Genomic DNA, 16024 nt, shown 5'->3' with positions numbered 1-16024 from the left:
CTGATGACGGTAGTTGTGAAAGACAGCAATGGCGCAGAACTCAAGGACGGCGATTCCGTGATCTTGATAAAGGACCTGAAGGTTAAGGGCTCATCCGTCGTCTTAAAACGCGGGACCTTGATCAAAAATATCCAACTCACGGATGATCCGGCCGAAATCGATTGCCGTGTTGAGAAAGTGAAAGGGCTCGTGCTGCGTACGGAGTTCGTCAGGAAGGCCTAGCTGCTCGTCATCGAATGGCGCGCAGGACGAGTCGACCTATCGAAATTCTCGACCTGCGCACTAAGCAGAAGACCGGTTTTCATTAGGAAACTTTGGTCGCCGGCAGTGGAACGGCTCTTCCTGGAATGAATGTCCTAGCCTGGTTCGGCGCAAATGCCATATTCTTGTGTGTATCGCAATAAATGGCTTCTGGTGCGCATGCGCATCCGCAGAACCGCAACGAGTCGAAATGGTGCGGATCGCCAATTGGCCAGCGGCACTTTCCATTCTGAATCTGCATGAACTGAATAGGAACCGACGTGAGCAATGGCTTCGAATTGCCACTTTGTCTTTGATTGCTGATGTGTTGGCGGTCGGGGTCTTGGTTTTCGATCAGATCGGCGGGCGCGGGCTGGTTAGTTTCCTTCTTCAGCTCGGTCATTTCGCTTTCGTAACCCTTTCGTTGGTTGGAGAATAATATCGATGCGGCGCGCGAGTGCGTCGCGTCCGGCAAAAAGATCATGAGTAGTGTGCTGGCCCCTGTAGGGGAGTGACGGGAGGGTCACGTGGGCGTGCAGGCGGGGACCATCACACGCCCGCCTCTGATTGTCCAATTTCCGCCAGCTGAGCGCATGCGAATATCCCTTCACATTCGTATCAAGCGCCGCTCAATTGTAAGACGTCGCGCGAATTCTGTCCGTCAAGTATATGATATTGTGCGATAAAGTCGGATGAATGGTCGGAGTGAGAAGATTCGAACTTCCGACCCCCTCGTCCCGAACGAGGTGCGCTGTTTCGATGGGCGTAAATTGAAGTTTACTGATCACGTTCGTCACCGGACGGTGCATTCGAAGGGATCGGTGACTGTTTTTGGCGCTAAGCTGACTCCGAGTCACAAAGTCGTTGAGGCTTGATCAGCGACGGGTCGGGTCGGCGTCAGCCATGCCGGATTGTTGACGCGTGGCGAGACAATCCATTCCCGAAGTGCATCCTCCGGCGGGGCCCGCAACAACGGGCTAGGTTCGTTGCCTACCATCCAACCGGGCACATTTCGCCAGTCGAGAATGACCGGCATCCGATCGTGAAAGCGGCGCATCCACTGATTCGTGGAGCCGACGATGATGGTTGCGGAGTCGATCGGGTCGCCGCTTTCTGGCTCGCTCGCTCGCTCCCATAGCCCGGCCAGAGCGAGCGGCCAGCCATCCGGTGCCGAGAAGTAATGCGGCGTCTTCGCGCCCGGCGCACCGGCCCACTCGTAGAAGCCAGAGGCTGGAATAATGCAGCGGCGAGTCTTAAAGGCCGAGCGGAATATCGGCTTTTCGGCGACCGTCTCGCCGCGCGCATTAAACGTCGCCGACAGCTCCTTCTATGGCTTCTTCCACCAAAGCGGCACAAGCCCCCAGCGCATGAGGACAAGCTCTTTGCCTTGTAGGCCAGCCCGAATAACCTCGATCTGCGTCGTGGGAGCGATGTTGCATTGCGGTTGTAGATTGCGCCGCTGGCCGATCAGATCGGCGAGGCGCTGAAGTTCTTCCCAATAGAGATGTTGGGTCAAGCGGCCGCACATGGCGGGAGCATATCGCACGCCTGGCTGCACGCTGCGCTTTTTTACGCGAAGCGATGGATGTCCATGGCCATGGCGGGCGCGCGAGAACACGCAGATCACGTATTCATCTATTGAACTGCGTGAGGCTCGCATTTTCTGATCGCCGCCCCGACCGCAGATGAACAGGCGAAGCCTGCGACGTGACGGTCTCTAAAATGACAGCTCTAAAACGGAAGTTGAATGCTTACACCGCCGCCATAATTGGATGTTACCGCATTGCCATTTGACTGGTAAACGACGCCAGCTTGATAAGGACCAGGCGCAGTCTGGCGCGGATTGATGTTGGCCGTGGGCTTAATCGTTGCTTCCGGCGAAGGGTTGTTGTGCTCGACAGAGCGCGCCGACGGTAGCGGCAAGGCGTCTTCGTCGCCCGTCCCGAAACACACAGGATCGTCTTTCCATGTCCCTCGGGCGCACGGAGCCGACTGCGGCTTCGTTTCGTTTTTGGTATGAGCCTGTAAAGCAGCGGCCCTCTTTGCGCCTGCCGTTTTCGACCTAACCGGCTGCGCTTGATTGGGTTCGCTTATTACCTGAGCCGCTGCAAACCCCGGAAAGAACAGCTGCCGCAGCGAAAAGCGTTGTCACTCGACGAATCATAGCCGATCTCGAAAGCGATAGATGCAGGCGTTATACGAGAAGGTAGGCTTGCGGTCGTTTAGGTCGGCGACGACATAGGATTTGCCGACCTTGCGCACGCGCAGCGGCAGAGAATAAGGGGCAGATGTCATGTTCTCTCGCGTTGAAGAGACCCCGCCGAGCCGATACCCGGCGGGGCCAAATTTTTGGGTGTTGAAAACGAACTAGTTTATCTCCTGCCAGCAACGATTGTTTGACGCGAAGTCAGTCTGGCGGCCTGCATTAAACGGGCCACAGAAGCCCGTGGAGCGGCCTTTGTGCGAGCGAGTCGCAACGTGGTCAGAATCGCCAAAGACTCACCAACGGCCCGCGCCGCCAAGCGCGGCGGGTGTGAGGTTGCCTTTCGCCGATCCTGCGCATCGCTTGCTTTTCTCCTAACTCTGACCAACTAGTTTCTACCGAAACAGTCCAAAAAGGCCACGATCATGGCGACGAGAAAGCATCCCCACGCCAAGGGTGAGGCTCATGCTCCGACAGATAAGCGCAAGGGCCTCGTAGAACCTAAAGTCGACACGCCTCACGTTGATGAGGCGGCAGCTAAAGCGGACAAGGCAAGGCGGGACGAAGCAGCTGACGCCTTTCGGCGCGAGAAAGCCCACGAGCCAAATCCCAAACACCAGGCTTGACGCACGGCAACGCATGATCAGCGTATAGAGGCCAGATTCGGAGACAGCTAGTGTGCGTTGTTCCCCGCCAAGCACCTTTCGGGGCGAGACGCGGCTGGCGCTATTCGAATCATCGCCGACATGCCCCGCTGGAGCCGCGCGCTTGGATCCCTAACGGTGATGACAATGTCGTAGTTTTCAAGTGATATGACCCTTTTTGCGAGCGAAATTTGCGTCACCTCGCCCAGGAAAGCACTGTCCTGTTCCGACTCAAGGTTGAGCAAAACACTTTCCCCCACGTACAGCTTATTAGCGTCTCGCGCATCGAATGTGAGATTGATCTTAACAACGCTGGGATTGGCGACAACACGAAACAGAGGTTCCGTTCGCCTGGCGGCAACCGTTTGGCCAACTTCCACTGTCCGATTGATTATCGTCCCATCGATGGGCGCCAGGATGGAGGTATGCTGAAGATCGCTCTGTGCGGTGCGGAGCGCTGCTCGCGCTAAATTGGCAGCAACTTCAGCTTGGACCACCTCTCTCTGTCGCTGTTCGAAGACTTTTTGCGTTCGTTCCATCGCTGGAGCCGCCGTCGAACGGCCCAGGGATCGTTCATAGCTCACCCGTGCACGAGCGAATTGGTCCGTGGCCTTTTCGACCCAGCGATTGGCTGTAGTGAGATTGGCCTTGGCGCGCTCAGCGAGGAGTTGGTAAGCGCGCGCGTCGATTGTCGCACACACTTGATCGATTCTCACGATAGCGCCGATTTCACAATTAACCTTATCAACGACGCCGTCGATCGCGGCGCCGATCGAAACAGCGTCGTCGAGTACATCCGCGGTGATAAATTTGCTCCAGGCACGTTGGTGCATGAGCGCGGTATGGCGGCGAGGATAATAGTCGCTACCCCAATAGAGCGCGCCGGCGATGAATGCGAAGGCGGCAGTTGCGGCTGCGGCAATTCGCCAGCGTCGCTTTCCCGGGGTGGCGCTTTCGAGCGCTTGTTCAAAGGGCGTTGCGGGCAAAAGGCGAATTTGTGACGATAATGACAGCGAACTGACAGCTCCAATCAAGCAAATTAGATTGCGTTGCTGGTCGACAAAATGAAGGAGAATACATATGCGCACAACGACGCTCGTGATTTGTGCGGCGCTCTTGATGCCGGCGCTTGCTCGGGCTGCTCCCAAATGCACGGCTGAGCCCAAAGACAAATGGATGTCAGAAGCGGCGATGCGGTCCAAGGCTGCCGAAGCCGGTTATGAACGGATCAAGACTTTTAGGGTCTCTGGCGAATGCTATGAGATCTACGGCTACACCAAAGACGGCGCGAAGGCGGAAGTCTATTTCGATCCTGTCAGCGGCGACGTGGTGAAGGCCAACATTGGGAGCCTGTGATGTTGGCGAAACTACATCGGGAGAGGGACGGCGTCGCCCGCCGACCCACAAAGGTCTTCGTCTGGGATCCCATCGTGAGACTTTTTCACTGGACCGTTGTCCTGGGTTGTCTTGCTGATCTCTACGTTTTCGAAGAAGGCGGGCGATTGCACCGTTGGGTCGGATACCTGGTAGCGTTAGCTCTGATCGTGCGGGTGATCTGGGGGGTCGTAGGGTCGAAGCACGCGCGATTTACTGATTTCGTTCCGCGGCCGTCGAACTTTAGCCGCTACGTTGCGGCTCGATTTCGCGGGGAGGAGCAAAGGTTTCTCGGGCACAATCCGGCAGGAGCCGTTATGATGCTGTCGCTCATGGGCTTGCTGGTCGCCGTCTCGGTCACAGGCTGGATGTTGACGCTAGACGGGTTCTTTGGAAGCCAGTCTCTGGAGGACATCCACGAGGCGATCGCGAATTCGATCCTGATTCTCGCCGGCGCTCACGCCTGCGCCGCGCTGCTTGAGAGTTGGAGACACCGTGAAAATCTGGTTCTTTCGATGATCACGGGCTACAAGCGCGCATGAGGTTGTTGCTCGTCGAAGATGCGACGCGTCTGAGAGAGCTTTTGACCGAAGCAGTTCATGCTGCCGGCTGGCGGGTCGACTCCGTGGGAAGCTTGGTCGATGCCGAGGAGGCTATCGCCACCACTGAATATGATCTCCTTCTCATAGACCTTGGATTGCCTGATGGCGATGGACTCGATCTGATCCGAACTATGCGCAGGGCGAAGAACCAAACGCCGATACTCATTTTAACCGCGCGCGGAGCCATCGACGAGCGGATCGCAGGGCTGGATGCCGGTGCAGACGATTATCTGGTGAAACCCTTCAATCACAGGGAGTTTCTCGCCCGTTGCCGCGCTCTATTACGGCGGTCCCCCAGCGTGGCGGACCCGGTGCTGGAGGCCGGCCGATTGGTTTTTGATGTCGCGTCTGGGTCTGTCATGTGCGGCGATGAGGCGTTAGCGCTGGCGCCGCGTGAACGCGCCGTCCTAGAAATCTTGATGCGGGATATCGGATCCGTGGTCAACAAGCGAAAGCTCGAATATGCCCTGTCGGAGTTCGGCGAAGAGCTTTCGAGTAACGCGTTGGAGACGGCGGTTTCCAGGCTAAGAAAGAAGCTTGATCCTGCGAGAACCGCCGTGTCGCTCGAAACCATCCGCGGCGTCGGCTATTTCCTTCGAGAGAGGAAGCAGTGATCAGTGGGGCCCGTTCTCTAACGTCGACGGTCATCCGACCAATCATCTTCTTCTCGGCGCTAGCAATGATTGCGCAGCTAATCGGGGTTATTGCAGAATATTGGTTCAATCAGCAGGAGCTTGCTCGCCATTCGATCCAGAGAGAGGCGGATGCGCTCTTCAGGGGGCTTTGGCGAAATCAGGCCAGGCTTGGTTTTGATCTCCCGGCTGGACTGCACGGGCGCTACGATTCCAATGACGGAAGTTATCTGGTGAGGATACGTACGGGCAGCGGTGCAATCCTCTATACGAACTGCATCGGCGAATGCCCCTTGCGCCTCCTCCCCTCATATGCGTCCCCTCCGGACTTCTGGATGATTAGACGTGATCCCGAGACGCCCTGGAAGGTGGCGGGCGGCAAAACATACCGCATCGACGATGAGCTCGTGACCATTGAAATGGCCGTTCTCCAAGATCGCGCGGGCGTCGTCCTCACGGTGCTTGCACGTGAAGTGTTCGACCATATGGCTTTGCCGATGAGCCTTATGCTCGTCGTCGTCCTCGGCGCGAGCATTTTTTCAATCCGCCGGACCTTGGAGCCGATTAAGGCCGCGGCGGATCTTGCCGAGAAACTAAATCCGGCCGACTCGAATAGTAATCTGCCCCTTGCTGGAATGCCACGCGAGATCGCGGCCCTGATCCAAGCGGTAAACAAGAGCTTTGGCAGGGTGCGAGAAGTGGTGCAGGCCCAAAAAATCTTCACATCCGCGATATCACATGAAGTAAGAACCCCGATTGCAATTGCGCGCCTTGAACTAGAGAAAATCGCTGACCCACGCGCAAGAAAGGTCGAGCAGGACCTAGTCTCACTTAACTGGCTGGTTGAGCAGTTAACCACCTTGGCGCGCCTAGAGTCTGCGGATCTGTCGCCGGTCGAGACGATTACGCCATTTGCTATTGCTGAAAGCGTTGTTGGTGCGCTCGCTCCTGTCGCCTATGACTCGGGCCGAAGTCTCGAATTGACGGACCGAGGCGGAAGGTCCTTCCTTGGGCGCCCCGCACTCGTCGAGAACGCCCTGCGCAATTTGATTGAAAACGCCATTCGCCACACAACGCCGGGTTCGGCAATCGTAGTCGAAGTGGGTCCCGGGCCCCAGTTCTGCGTCCGCGACAATGGACGGCAGAACAAAATTATGAGCGACATGGAAGAGCCGAAAGGCGTCGGCTTGGGTCTGAAGATCGTTCATCGCATAGCAGAGACTCAATGCGGTTTTTTTTCGTTTGAGCGCATGCCGGATGGGCAGGGATCAATCGCGACATTGTCGTTTGGGGCTAGCCTGCCAAGATCATAGGAAAGGTTAGATGGTCACTTTTTTTGGTTCCCAATCATCAGCAATCGGAGAACGATAGACCATGAGAAAGACTATTTGCTGCTTGGTCGTCCTTCTCAGCGTGGCAGACACACACGCAGAGGAGCTTCCTACGCTCCCCGACCCGATCTCGGTCAAGGGAGGGATCCCGCTCGCTCGCGTCGAAGGGGTAGGCGCACAGATTTATGTCTGTTCGAAAAATGCCAAGGGCGGCTTGGAATGGGCCTTTCGTGAGCCAATCGCCATTTTGATTGCCGGACGAAATACCATTGGCCGACACTACGCAGGCCCGGTATGGGAATTCGCGGATGGATCGCGTGTTGCGGGCAAGCTTGTAGCTAAAGTTCCGGGCCAATCCAGCCAAGACGTTCCATGGCTCAAGCTAGCCGTCGTTCAACAGACGACAGCCGGTCTCGCCGCTGGTGCGACCTGGATTTTGCGCCTCAACACGAAGGGCGGCCTTCTCGAGGGAGGCTGTTCCACCGAAGGGGAGCTACATTCCGTTCCCTACACCGCCACCTATCTTTTCGGCATGTAGCATCGAGTGTCGCAAGGACTTGCCTAGCAACGCTTAAGAGTTTTGCATTTTGCAATTAGTGATTGTTAAAGTTGCGCCCGTGAAATCTTCGCGATTACTTGCGATAACACGGCTATTCTAGTTCCATAATCCAAATTATGCGAATTTTGAATGTAGACGCAAAAATGGAGAAGTCCCATTCCTTCTCGGCCCCTGCGTATTTGGTGTTTCCGGAAGTGCAGGAAGCGAAACTACACTATCTCCATGAGAGCTGATCCTTGGGCAGCCGACCGCTCGGATCGTAAACGGAAACTTCGTGAGGGCGAGTCTTGCCCCATTTCCAGAGCACGAGATTTTGATCGGCGGAGGTTGCGCCGGGCGCAAAACTCGGAACAAGGATGCCGGCCTTTCCCGCGTCGAGCAGCTTCCGTGAGATCCGCCACGACGGCGGCTCCCTGCCCTGCGAGATGTCCGAGAACCAGGCGCAGGCCAAATCGGCGAGCGAAGCGCCGGCAGTTTTTTGATCGTCCTCGGTGCGCAGGTCGACGATGTCGTCGCAGTCCACGTTATAAGAGCAGATCACGCATGGCTCGATCTTATGTGCGAAGCCCTGATTGATTTCCTTGACGGCCGTTATGATCGTCAGCGCAAGGTAGAGCGCCGGAACGCCTTTTGGATTGAAGCGGCCGCCGTGGATCGCCGCGCCGTTACCCGAGAGCGGCGCGAAGGACCATCTTGGATCATGCGCCCGGTAGCAGGTCCCCTGAAATCTCAAGCAAAGCCGCCAAGGGCGATGTGATCGAGATAGTCACGCAGCGCCCCAGCCTGCCCATCCTTGACCAGCGCTTCGGCGGTGCGGCCGCCAAATGCCGGGATCGGCTGGGCGCGATACCAGGCCATTGCCTGCTCCTTGCCGCCCGCCCAGTCGGAAATACGAGAGACGATTTCGAGCATTTCCTTCAGGCGCGACTGGGTCTTGGGTCCCTCGAGACGCGCGCGCTTGTAAAGGGATTCGCGGCTGAGGCCGATGGTTTCGGCGAGTTGTCCTTTGGACATGCCGAAGGCCGTGGCGACGCCGTCGAGCTGCACGAGACCCCGTTTGCCTATGAGAATCGCCGCAAGGGGCCCGGCGGCCACGGCAGTCTTTTGAGCCGTACTGGGCCTATGCGTCTTGCGCGTGGGGGTTTTCTTGACTTGTGCGGCGCGGGCTTTGGGGGAGGCCATGGAAGATATCCTGCCGGATATTCAGGTCATAGTATAGGGCATCTTCTCGCCGCCTCAAGCGGAAAAGTAAGAGGGCCCTTTGGGCTTCGTGATGGGATAGGAGGCGAGAGAGGCTTTCGCCGGCCCGTCGCGGAGATTGAAACATGTCGAAGATTGCGCTTGTGGGAGCGAGGGATATTGCGCTCGATCGGCTCGTGGCGTCGGACGCCAACGTGCGCCGCATTAAAGCGGGCGTCAGCGTTGAAGAATTGGCAGAGGATATCGCAAGGCGGGGATTGCTGCAGTCGTTGAGCGTGCGGCCCGTGCTGGACGGCGACGACCAGGAAACTGGAAAATTCGCGGTTAGCGCCGGCGGGCGGCGGCTCGCGGCGCTGAAGCTGCTTGTCAAGCAGAAGCGCCTCGCAAAGAACGCGCCCGTTCCCTGCATCGTGAAAACGGAGGGCATCGAGGAAGAAGATTCTCTCGCTGAAAATACGATGCGTGAAGCCCTGCATCCGCTCGATCAATTCCGAGCGTTCAAAAATCTGCAAGATGCAGGCCTGAGCGTTGATGAGATCGCGGCGCGGTTTTTCGTCGGAGCGCAGGTTGTGCGCCAACGCCTCAAATTGGCCGCTGCGAGCCCGAAGATCCTTGATCTCTATGTCGCGGAAGAATTGACGCTGGAACAACTCATGGCGTTTTGCGTCACCGACGATCATGCGCGTCAGGAAGAAGTGTGGGACGCGCTCGCGCGTTCCTACAACAAGGAGCCTTATACGATTCGCCGCATGCTGACGGAAGGTGCGGTCAAAGCCGGCGACAAGCGCGCGATGTTTGTCGGCGTCGAGGCCTATGAGGCGGCTGGCGGCGTGGTCTTGCGAGATCTTTTTCAGCAGGATCATGGCGGCTGGCTGCAGGATGTCGCGCTGCTCGATCGGCTCGCGCGGGAAAAGCTCGCGAAAGCGGCGGACGATCTTCGCTCCGCAGGTTGGAAGTGGGCGGAGTTCGTATGCGAATTCCCCTATGGCCACACGAATGGCCATCGTCGCTTGCCGTCGACGACGCCGCAAATTTCGGATGAAGAGAAGGAACGCTACGACGCAGCGCTCGAAGAATATGACACGCTCTCGGAAGAGCACACCAGCGTCGACGAGCTTCCGGAAGACATCGACCGGAGAATGGGCGAACTCGAAGAAATCATTGACGCCATCGAGCAGCGCCCCGCGATTTTTGATCCGGCCGATATGGCGCGCGGCGGCGTTTTCGTCAGCATCGATTGCAATGGCGCGCTGAAACTCGAACGGGGCTATGTACGTCCCGAGGATGAGGCGTCGATCGAACAGCGCAACGAAGCGAATTCTCAACAGTCCGGATCTGGCGAGATTCATCCGGATTCGACGCAGGTGTCGACAGAGGGCGTTTCGCCCGGCGACGGGGACATTGAGGGAGAAGCCTCTCCCAAACTGTCCGATCGTCTGCGTACGGAACTCTCCGCGTATCGGACGATGGCGCTACGATTGAGGCTGTCGGCTGATCCGGAAACCGCGTTTCTGGCGGCGACCCACGCGCTGGCGCTCAATATCTTCTACGGATCGGCGCAGCACTCTTGTCTGGACATCACTCTGCGCAGCGCGCCGATCGGGTCTCACGCGCTCGGCATCGGCGACGCGCCAGCAGCGAGCGCCCTTCAGGAAACCTTCGGGCAATGGCAATTGCGTCTGCCGCAAAATCCCACCGATCTCTGGGGTTGGCTCATTGCGCAAAGCAAGGAAGATCGTGCGGCGCTCTTCGCCTTCTGTGTCGGCTTTGGCGTCAACGCGCCTTATCTGCCGTATGAACGGCGAAGCGCCGCATTCGATCATGCCGATCGCCTCGCCGAACATCTCGCGCTCGATATGCGAGACTTTTGGGTGACGACGGTCGAGAACTATTTCGGGAAGGTAACGAAGACGCAGATTCTCGCCGCCGTCCGCGAAGCGAAGGGCGAGGCGACGGCGCAAATGATCGAGCATCTCAAGAAAGCCGATATGGCGGTGGAAGCCGAGCGCCTGCTCGCAGACAGCGGCTGGCTGCCCGAAGTTTTGCGAACGCAAAACTTCGACGCCGCGCCGATCGCGGCGGCACCCGCTCAAATCGGCGAAGAAGCGCGGGCGGGAAGTGACGACGACCTTCCCGCCTTTCTTGCCGAGTACGAGGCCGAGCCGGTGGTCCCGGAGGCTGCCGAATAGTCTGGCGCCTGTTCGAAACATTCCGCGCTCACCAGGAGCCCGCCCTACCCGGCGGGCTCTTCTCTTTTTTGGGGGATGAAGATGTTCGATTGGCGTCGGCGCTGCGCCTACGACGGCGCGCAGAAGAAACTGTTTCACCAGAATGGACGCACCGCTTTGCGCGCGCTCGCAAAGGAGCTGCGGCTTCCTCCAAATTCCTTCGACATCCGCAGCTGCCTTGGCGGCGTCGCCGTCTCCGGCGAAATCATTTTGCATGGCGAGAACATCTATATCCAGCTCTCGCAGCCCGCGACCGGCGCTGACAGCGGCATCTTGATCCGCTCCTGCAACGGCAGGCGCGACTATGAGGGCGGTCGGAATCATTTCGCGCCGCTGTCGCTGCTTGATGAGCCGGCGGCGCTTGCCAGCGATGTTCGAGCGGTGATGAGCGGAGATCTGTCGCGGATCAGCGCGATGTTTCGCCCACTCGCCGTCAAACGGCTGGCGCGCGGGAGAGGCTGAGGGAGAAAAGAGGAAGAGGGCTTTGCCGGGAGGGCGAGCTCGGGAAGCGGAAAGAGAGAGCGTCCCGGGCCGTTACTCCGGAGACAATTGATGAGCCCGATCCTCGCCGTTGCTTAAGCGCCCCGCGAACAGTCCGAACTTTCTTTCCTGTCGGCCGACAAGCCGCATGCGCTCGTCATGGCGGCGCAGGCGCTCGTCATTCATCTCACCAAGGGGCGAGTCATCGACGCCCCTGCCCTACGCTGCACCATGGAAAGCGCCTTCGGCGCCAGCGACGCACAAGGGGCCTGGAGCTGGAAGGACGCCTATGAAGCGGTAGAGGCGGCGCAGGTGTTATCTTTGCGCCGTTATGGGCCGGCGATGTTCGCGCGCGCTGAAAATAATCCGGCGCGCGTTCTCACGATGCTCTCGAAAATCGGCGCGTTGTTGCCCAGCGAAACGCGGCGCTCGGAAGAAAGCGATGCGCTGCAGCAATTTTCGACGCCGCTGGAATTCGCCTATGTTGCGAGTCTCACGGCGGGGATCACTCCCGGCGACGTCGTGCTCGAGCCCTCTGCCGGCACGGGCACGCTGGCGATCTTCGCCGAGCTCTCGGGCGCGACGCTGATCCTCAATGAATGGGCGCAGACACGCCAGCAGCTGCTCGCGCGATTGTTCCCGGCGGCGGCGCTCGCGCATTACGACGGCGCGCAGATCAACGACCGGCTCGACGGAAATCTCGCGCCGAGCGTCGTGCTGATGAACCCGCCCTTTTCTGCCTCGCCCTTGATCGAAGGGCGTCACGCGGCGGCGACCTTCGAGCATATCCGTTCCGGGCTTTTGCGTCTTCGCGCTGGCGGCCGGCTCGTCGCCATCACCGGCGAAAGTTTTGCCCCGACGTCGAACGCTTGGCGCGGAAGTTTCGAGCGTTTGCAGGAGCATGGCAGGCTTATCTTCACCGCCTCGCTCGCGCGCGGGTTCTTTGCGCGCCATGGAACGACCGTCGAAAGCCGGCTGACGATTTTCGACCGGACGCCAGCAAAGAATCCGAAAGTCTTCCCCGCGGGTTTCGGACCCGTTGGATCGCTCGAAGAGCTGCTCGCGCTTGTTCTGCGAGAGGTTCCGCCGCGCGCGGCGCTCAGTGTTTCGTCGGCGCAGTCGACGGCGTTCACTGCGTCATCGACAAGCCCCCTCCCCTTCTCGGCAGTCAAACGTCCGGCGTCTTTGCAAATCAAGGCGTCAGAGTCGGGCGTGGCGCGCGCAGCGGCGCCAACGTCAGCTCCTGCAGGCAATATTCCGGCGGGGGCGGTCGTCGAAGTCGCTTATGAAGCTCGCGACTGGAAGGCGCCCGAGGGCGGCGCGCTCAGCGCTGGGCTCTATGAGCGTTATTCGGTCCAATCGATTGCGATCAACGGCGCCCGCCCGCATCCGACGACGCTCGTCCAATCCGCCGCCATGGCGTCGGTCGCCCCGCCGAAACCCTCCTATCGGCCGCATCTCGCCAAAAGCGTTATCGAGTCGGGGCTGCTCTCCGACGCGCAGCTCGAGAGCGTCATCTATGCCGGCGAAGCCCACAGCGATCATCTCGCCGGCGCTTTCCTCGTCAATGAGAGCTTCGATACGGTCTCGGCCGCTCCCGACGACGCCGACAAAGCGGTCCGCTTTCGCCGCGGCTATTATCTCGGCGACGGCACCGGCGCCGGTAAAGGTCGTCAGGTCGCTGGCGTCGTTCTCGACAATTGGCTGAAAGGTCGCCGCAAGGCGCTCTGGATCTCAAAATCCGACAAGCTCATCGAGGACGCTCAGCGCGACTGGGCGGCGTTGGGGCAGGAAAAGCTCCAGATCGTTCCGCTGTCGCGCTTCAAGCAGGGAACGCCGATCACGTCTTGCCGAAGGCATTCTCTTTACGACCTACGCCACGCTGCGCTCCGACGAACGTCAGGGCCGCGACGGTGCGCTCAAAGCCTCGCGCCTGACGCAAATTATCGACTGGCAGGGATCGGAATTTGATGGCGTCATCGTCTTTGACGAGGCGCACGCCCTCGCCAACGCCGTCGGCCACAAGGGCGGGCGCGGCGAGAAGACCGCCTCCCAGCAAGGCCGCGCGGGCCTGAGGTTACAGAACGCCCTGCCCGACGCCCGCGTTCTCTATGTCTCGGCAACGGGCGCGACGACCGTCGCCAATCTCGCCTACGCCACGCGTCTGGGCCTTTGGGGCTCGACCGACATGCCCTTCGCAACGCGGCAAGATTTTGTCTCGGCGATGGAGGCGGGCGGCATCGCCGCGATGCAAGTGCTGGCGCGTGATTTGAAGGCGCTCGGTCTCTATGCATCGCGCGCGCTGTCTTACGCGGGCGTCGAGGTCGAGATGCTGGAGCACCAGCTCTTGCCAGAGCAGATCCGCATCTATGACGTCTATACCGGCGCCTTCGAGATCATTCACAACAATCTGACCGCGGCTCTGGAAGCGGCGAACATTACCGGCGAGGGCGGCAAGGCCTATAACCGCAACGCCACGAGCGCCGCGCGCTCGGCGTTCGAATCCAACAAGCAGCGCTTCTTCAATCATCTGATTGTGACGATGAAGGTCACGAGCCTCATCGCTTCGATCGAGCGCGATTTAGAGGCCGGCCACGCCGCCGTCATTCAGATCGTTTCGACGAGTGAAGCACTAATGGAGCGCCGCCTTTCAGCAATCCCGACTTCCGAATGGGCGGACCTCTCCCTCGACATCACCCCGCGCGAATATGTCCTCGACTATCTCGCCCATTCATTCCCGACGCAGTTCTATGAAGTCTATTCCGACGAGAATGGCGATCTCCACTCGCGCCCCGTGGTCGACGACAATGGCAATCCGGTTCAATCGCGCGAGGCGACGGAGCGGCGTGACCGGTTGATCGAACATCTCGCCGCCCTTCCCGCCGTTCAGGGCGCGCTTGACCAGATCGTGCAGCGATTTCGAACCGACATGGTCGCCGAGGTCACGGGCCGTTCGCGTCGGATCGTCCGCAAGACCAACGCCGACCGCTCGGATCGGCTCTGCGTGGAAAACCGACCGGCTTCCGCCAATCTTGGGGAGACGCAAGCCTTCATGGATGACGAGAAGTACATTCTCGTCTTTTCAGACGCGGGCGGCACGGGGCGTTCCTATCACGCCGAGCGCAGCGCCAGGAACCAACGGTTGCGTGTTCATTATCTGCTGGAGCCCGGCTGGAAGGCGGACAACGCCATTCAGGGATTGGGCCGCACCAATCGTACCAATCAGGCGCAGCCTCCCCTGTTTCGCCCAGTCGCCACCAATGTGAAGGGCGAGAAGCGGTTTCTTTCGACGATCGCGCGGCGGCTCGACACGCTCGGCGCCATCACGAGGGGTCAACGCCAGACCGGCGGTCAAGGCCTGTTCCGGCCGGAGGATAATCTCGAATCCCCCTATGGGCGCAGCGCTTTGCGGCAGCTCTATCAGCTGATGTTTTCGGGAAAGGTCGAAGGCTGCTCATTGACGCGCTTTACGGAAGCGACCGGCCTCGATCTCACTGACCAGGACGGCAGCCTCAAGGAGGAATTGCCGCCGATCTCGACTTTCCTCAATCGCATCCTCGCTTTGCCGAGCGCGCTGCAGAACCGCCTGTTCGAAGTCTTCGAGGGGCTGATGGAGGCGCAGGTCGAGGCGGCGGTCCAGGCTGGAGTCTTCGATCGAGGCGTCGAGACGGTCACGGCCCAAAGCCTCGTCGTGACGGGACGTCAGATGATCGCCTCTCACGCCGAGAGCGGCGCGCAAACGCAATTGCTGACGATTGCGCGCAAGGACAGGACGCGGGTCACGACGCTTGCCGAGGCGCTCGAACTGGCGACCGCATCTCAATCGGCTCGCCTCATGATCAACGAGCAATCGGGCCGCGCCGCGGTCAAACTACCGGCGTCCGGCCTTATGCTGGACGACGGGTCGATTCAGCCACGGGCGCGTCTGCTGCGGCCGGCGCAGCGCGATGTGATCTCCGTCGAAGCACTGAAGCGGTCGCTTTGGCGTGAGGTCAGTACGAGCGAATTTCAGGCGGCGTGGGAGGCCGAGGTCGCCGATATTCCTGAATTGACTGAGAGCACATTTCATATGGTCACCGGCTTGCTGCTGCCGGTCTGGAACCGGCTCCCCGATGAAACCGCGCGAGTCTATCGGCTGCAAACCGACGAGGGCGAGCGCATCATCGGGCGGCTCTCTCGCCGGAGAGCGCCGCGGCGCTGCTCGAATCCTCCGGCGGCGACGCCCCTGCCCTCGCGCCAGCGACGGCGATTGCCGCCGTCATGCAGGACGGCGCGAGTCTTATCTTGGCTGACGGCCTGGTTCTTAAACGCTCTCTCGTCATGAACCGACAGCGACTCGAACTCGTCGGCTTTGCAGACACAAGCGTCGATCGACTGAAGGCGTTGGGCCTCATGTCGGAAATTATCGCCTGGAAGCTGCGACTCTTTGTGCCGCTCGGCGACGAGGTCGCGTCGATCATAGAGAAACTGCTCGATCGCCACCCGTTGCTGCGCATCGCGCCGGCAACGCGCGCCGCCAATTGAGACAGGA

General features: G+C 59.5%; 13 protein-coding genes and 2 pseudogenes. 9 read left to right on the top strand and 6 right to left on the bottom strand.

Annotated elements, in window-relative coordinates:
- Positions 1-3: 3 nt before the first annotated feature.
- Positions 4-222: an alkylphosphonate utilization protein gene (locus FEV16_RS15365; protein WP_138168483.1), complete on the top strand. Its 219-nt coding sequence runs from the start codon at positions 4-6 to the stop codon at positions 220-222.
- 82 nt (positions 223-304) lie between these two features.
- Here the strand turns inward: FEV16_RS15365 and FEV16_RS15360 are convergent, their stop codons facing one another.
- From FEV16_RS15360 to FEV16_RS15350, 4 genes and pseudogenes are all read right to left on the bottom strand, one after another.
- Positions 305-643 carry a GcrA family cell cycle regulator gene (locus tag FEV16_RS15360; protein ID WP_171015256.1) on the bottom strand — a complete coding sequence of 113 codons (339 nt, stop codon included), beginning with the start codon at positions 641-643 and terminating at the stop codon, positions 305-307.
- Positions 644-1093: 450 nt separating this feature from the next.
- A pseudogene (locus FEV16_RS15355) lies at positions 1094-1768 on the bottom strand (SOS response-associated peptidase).
- Between the two features lie 632 nt (positions 1769-2400).
- Positions 2401-2535: a hypothetical protein gene (locus tag FEV16_RS17490; RefSeq protein WP_281404866.1), complete on the bottom strand. Its 135-nt coding sequence runs from the start codon at positions 2533-2535 to the stop codon at positions 2401-2403.
- Positions 2536-3116: 581 nt separating this feature from the next.
- The gene (locus FEV16_RS15350) at positions 3117-4280 is read right to left on the bottom strand and encodes an efflux RND transporter periplasmic adaptor subunit (protein ID WP_246657376.1); all 1164 of its coding nucleotides are present in this window, start codon (positions 4278-4280) and stop codon (positions 3117-3119) included.
- Here FEV16_RS15350 and FEV16_RS15345 point away from each other — a divergent pair.
- From FEV16_RS15345 to FEV16_RS15325, 5 genes are all read left to right on the top strand, one after another.
- Positions 4168-4443, top strand: coding sequence for a PepSY domain-containing protein (locus FEV16_RS15345; RefSeq protein WP_138168480.1), 276 nt, complete (start codon positions 4168-4170; stop codon positions 4441-4443). The genes FEV16_RS15350 and FEV16_RS15345 overlap by 113 nt on opposite strands.
- Entirely contained in the window at positions 4443-5003 is a 561-nt protein-coding gene (locus FEV16_RS15340; RefSeq protein WP_138168479.1) for a cytochrome b/b6 domain-containing protein, read from the top strand. Before FEV16_RS15345 ends, FEV16_RS15340 begins: the two co-directional genes overlap by 1 nt.
- Positions 5000-5677 (top strand): response regulator, encoded by a 678-nt coding sequence (locus tag FEV16_RS15335; RefSeq protein WP_138168478.1) that lies wholly within the window; start codon positions 5000-5002, stop codon positions 5675-5677. The genes FEV16_RS15340 and FEV16_RS15335 overlap by 4 nt, the downstream gene beginning before the upstream one ends.
- 65 nt (positions 5678-5742) lie before the next feature.
- Positions 5743-7008 carry a HAMP domain-containing sensor histidine kinase gene (locus tag FEV16_RS15330; protein ID WP_138168477.1) on the top strand — a complete coding sequence of 422 codons (1266 nt, stop codon included), beginning with the start codon at positions 5743-5745 and terminating at the stop codon, positions 7006-7008.
- Between the two features lie 61 nt (positions 7009-7069).
- Positions 7070-7564 (top strand): DUF3455 domain-containing protein, encoded by a 495-nt coding sequence (locus tag FEV16_RS15325; protein WP_138168476.1) that lies wholly within the window; start codon positions 7070-7072, stop codon positions 7562-7564.
- A gap of 235 nt (positions 7565-7799) precedes the next feature.
- On the opposite strand, the gene FEV16_RS15320 is transcribed toward FEV16_RS15325, so the two are convergent.
- Together FEV16_RS15320 and FEV16_RS15315 are read right to left on the bottom strand one after the other, a co-directional pair.
- On the bottom strand, positions 7800-8318 hold the full coding sequence (locus tag FEV16_RS15320) for an RES family NAD+ phosphorylase (protein ID WP_138168475.1): 519 nt from the start codon (positions 8316-8318) through the stop codon (positions 7800-7802).
- Positions 8315-8767, bottom strand: coding sequence for an antitoxin Xre/MbcA/ParS toxin-binding domain-containing protein (locus tag FEV16_RS15315; RefSeq protein WP_138168474.1), 453 nt, complete (start codon positions 8765-8767; stop codon positions 8315-8317). The genes FEV16_RS15320 and FEV16_RS15315 overlap by 4 nt, the downstream gene beginning before the upstream one ends.
- A 143-nt stretch (positions 8768-8910) precedes the next feature.
- On the opposite strand from FEV16_RS15315, the gene FEV16_RS15310 reads away from it, so the two are divergent.
- From FEV16_RS15310 to FEV16_RS15300, 3 genes and pseudogenes are all read left to right on the top strand, one after another.
- A complete protein-coding gene (locus FEV16_RS15310; RefSeq protein ID WP_138168473.1) occupies positions 8911-10974 on the top strand; it encodes a ParB/RepB/Spo0J family partition protein in 2064 nt (687 codons plus the stop codon).
- 81 nt (positions 10975-11055) lie between these two features.
- On the top strand, positions 11056-11475 hold the full coding sequence (locus FEV16_RS15305) for a hypothetical protein (protein ID WP_210234905.1): 420 nt from the start codon (positions 11056-11058) through the stop codon (positions 11473-11475).
- 177 nt (positions 11476-11652) lie between these two features.
- A pseudogene (locus FEV16_RS15300) lies at positions 11653-16017 on the top strand (strawberry notch family protein).
- The last annotated feature ends 7 nt before the right edge of the window (positions 16018-16024 follow it).

The sequence above is a fragment of the Methylocystis sp. B8 genome (assembly GCF_005771425.1).
Classification (GTDB): domain Bacteria; phylum Pseudomonadota; class Alphaproteobacteria; order Rhizobiales; family Beijerinckiaceae; genus Methylocystis.
This window is presented reverse-complemented; position numbering and strand designations above follow the sequence as displayed.

What these genes read in the sequence shown, in the direction of transcription:
- FEV16_RS15365 (WP_138168483.1), top strand. Translation starts at nt 4, where the DNA reads ATGACGGTAGTTGTGAAAGACAGCAATGGCGCAGAACTCAAGGACGGC.
- FEV16_RS15360 (WP_171015256.1), bottom strand. Translation starts at nt 643, where the DNA reads ATGACCGAGCTGAAGAAGGAAACTAACCAGCCCGCGCCCGCCGATCTG.
- FEV16_RS17490 (WP_281404866.1), bottom strand. Translation starts at nt 2,535, where the DNA reads ATGACATCTGCCCCTTATTCTCTGCCGCTGCGCGTGCGCAAGGTCGGC.
- FEV16_RS15345 (WP_138168480.1), top strand. Translation starts at nt 4,168, where the DNA reads ATGCGCACAACGACGCTCGTGATTTGTGCGGCGCTCTTGATGCCGGCG.
- FEV16_RS15340 (WP_138168479.1), top strand. Translation starts at nt 4,443, where the DNA reads ATGTTGGCGAAACTACATCGGGAGAGGGACGGCGTCGCCCGCCGACCC.
- FEV16_RS15335 (WP_138168478.1), top strand. Translation starts at nt 5,000, where the DNA reads ATGAGGTTGTTGCTCGTCGAAGATGCGACGCGTCTGAGAGAGCTTTTG.
- FEV16_RS15330 (WP_138168477.1), top strand. Translation starts at nt 5,743, where the DNA reads ATGATTGCGCAGCTAATCGGGGTTATTGCAGAATATTGGTTCAATCAG.
- FEV16_RS15325 (WP_138168476.1), top strand. Translation starts at nt 7,070, where the DNA reads ATGAGAAAGACTATTTGCTGCTTGGTCGTCCTTCTCAGCGTGGCAGAC.
- FEV16_RS15315 (WP_138168474.1), bottom strand. Translation starts at nt 8,767, where the DNA reads ATGGCCTCCCCCAAAGCCCGCGCCGCACAAGTCAAGAAAACCCCCACG.
- FEV16_RS15310 (WP_138168473.1), top strand. Translation starts at nt 8,911, where the DNA reads ATGTCGAAGATTGCGCTTGTGGGAGCGAGGGATATTGCGCTCGATCGG.
- FEV16_RS15305 (WP_210234905.1), top strand. Translation starts at nt 11,056, where the DNA reads ATGTTCGATTGGCGTCGGCGCTGCGCCTACGACGGCGCGCAGAAGAAA.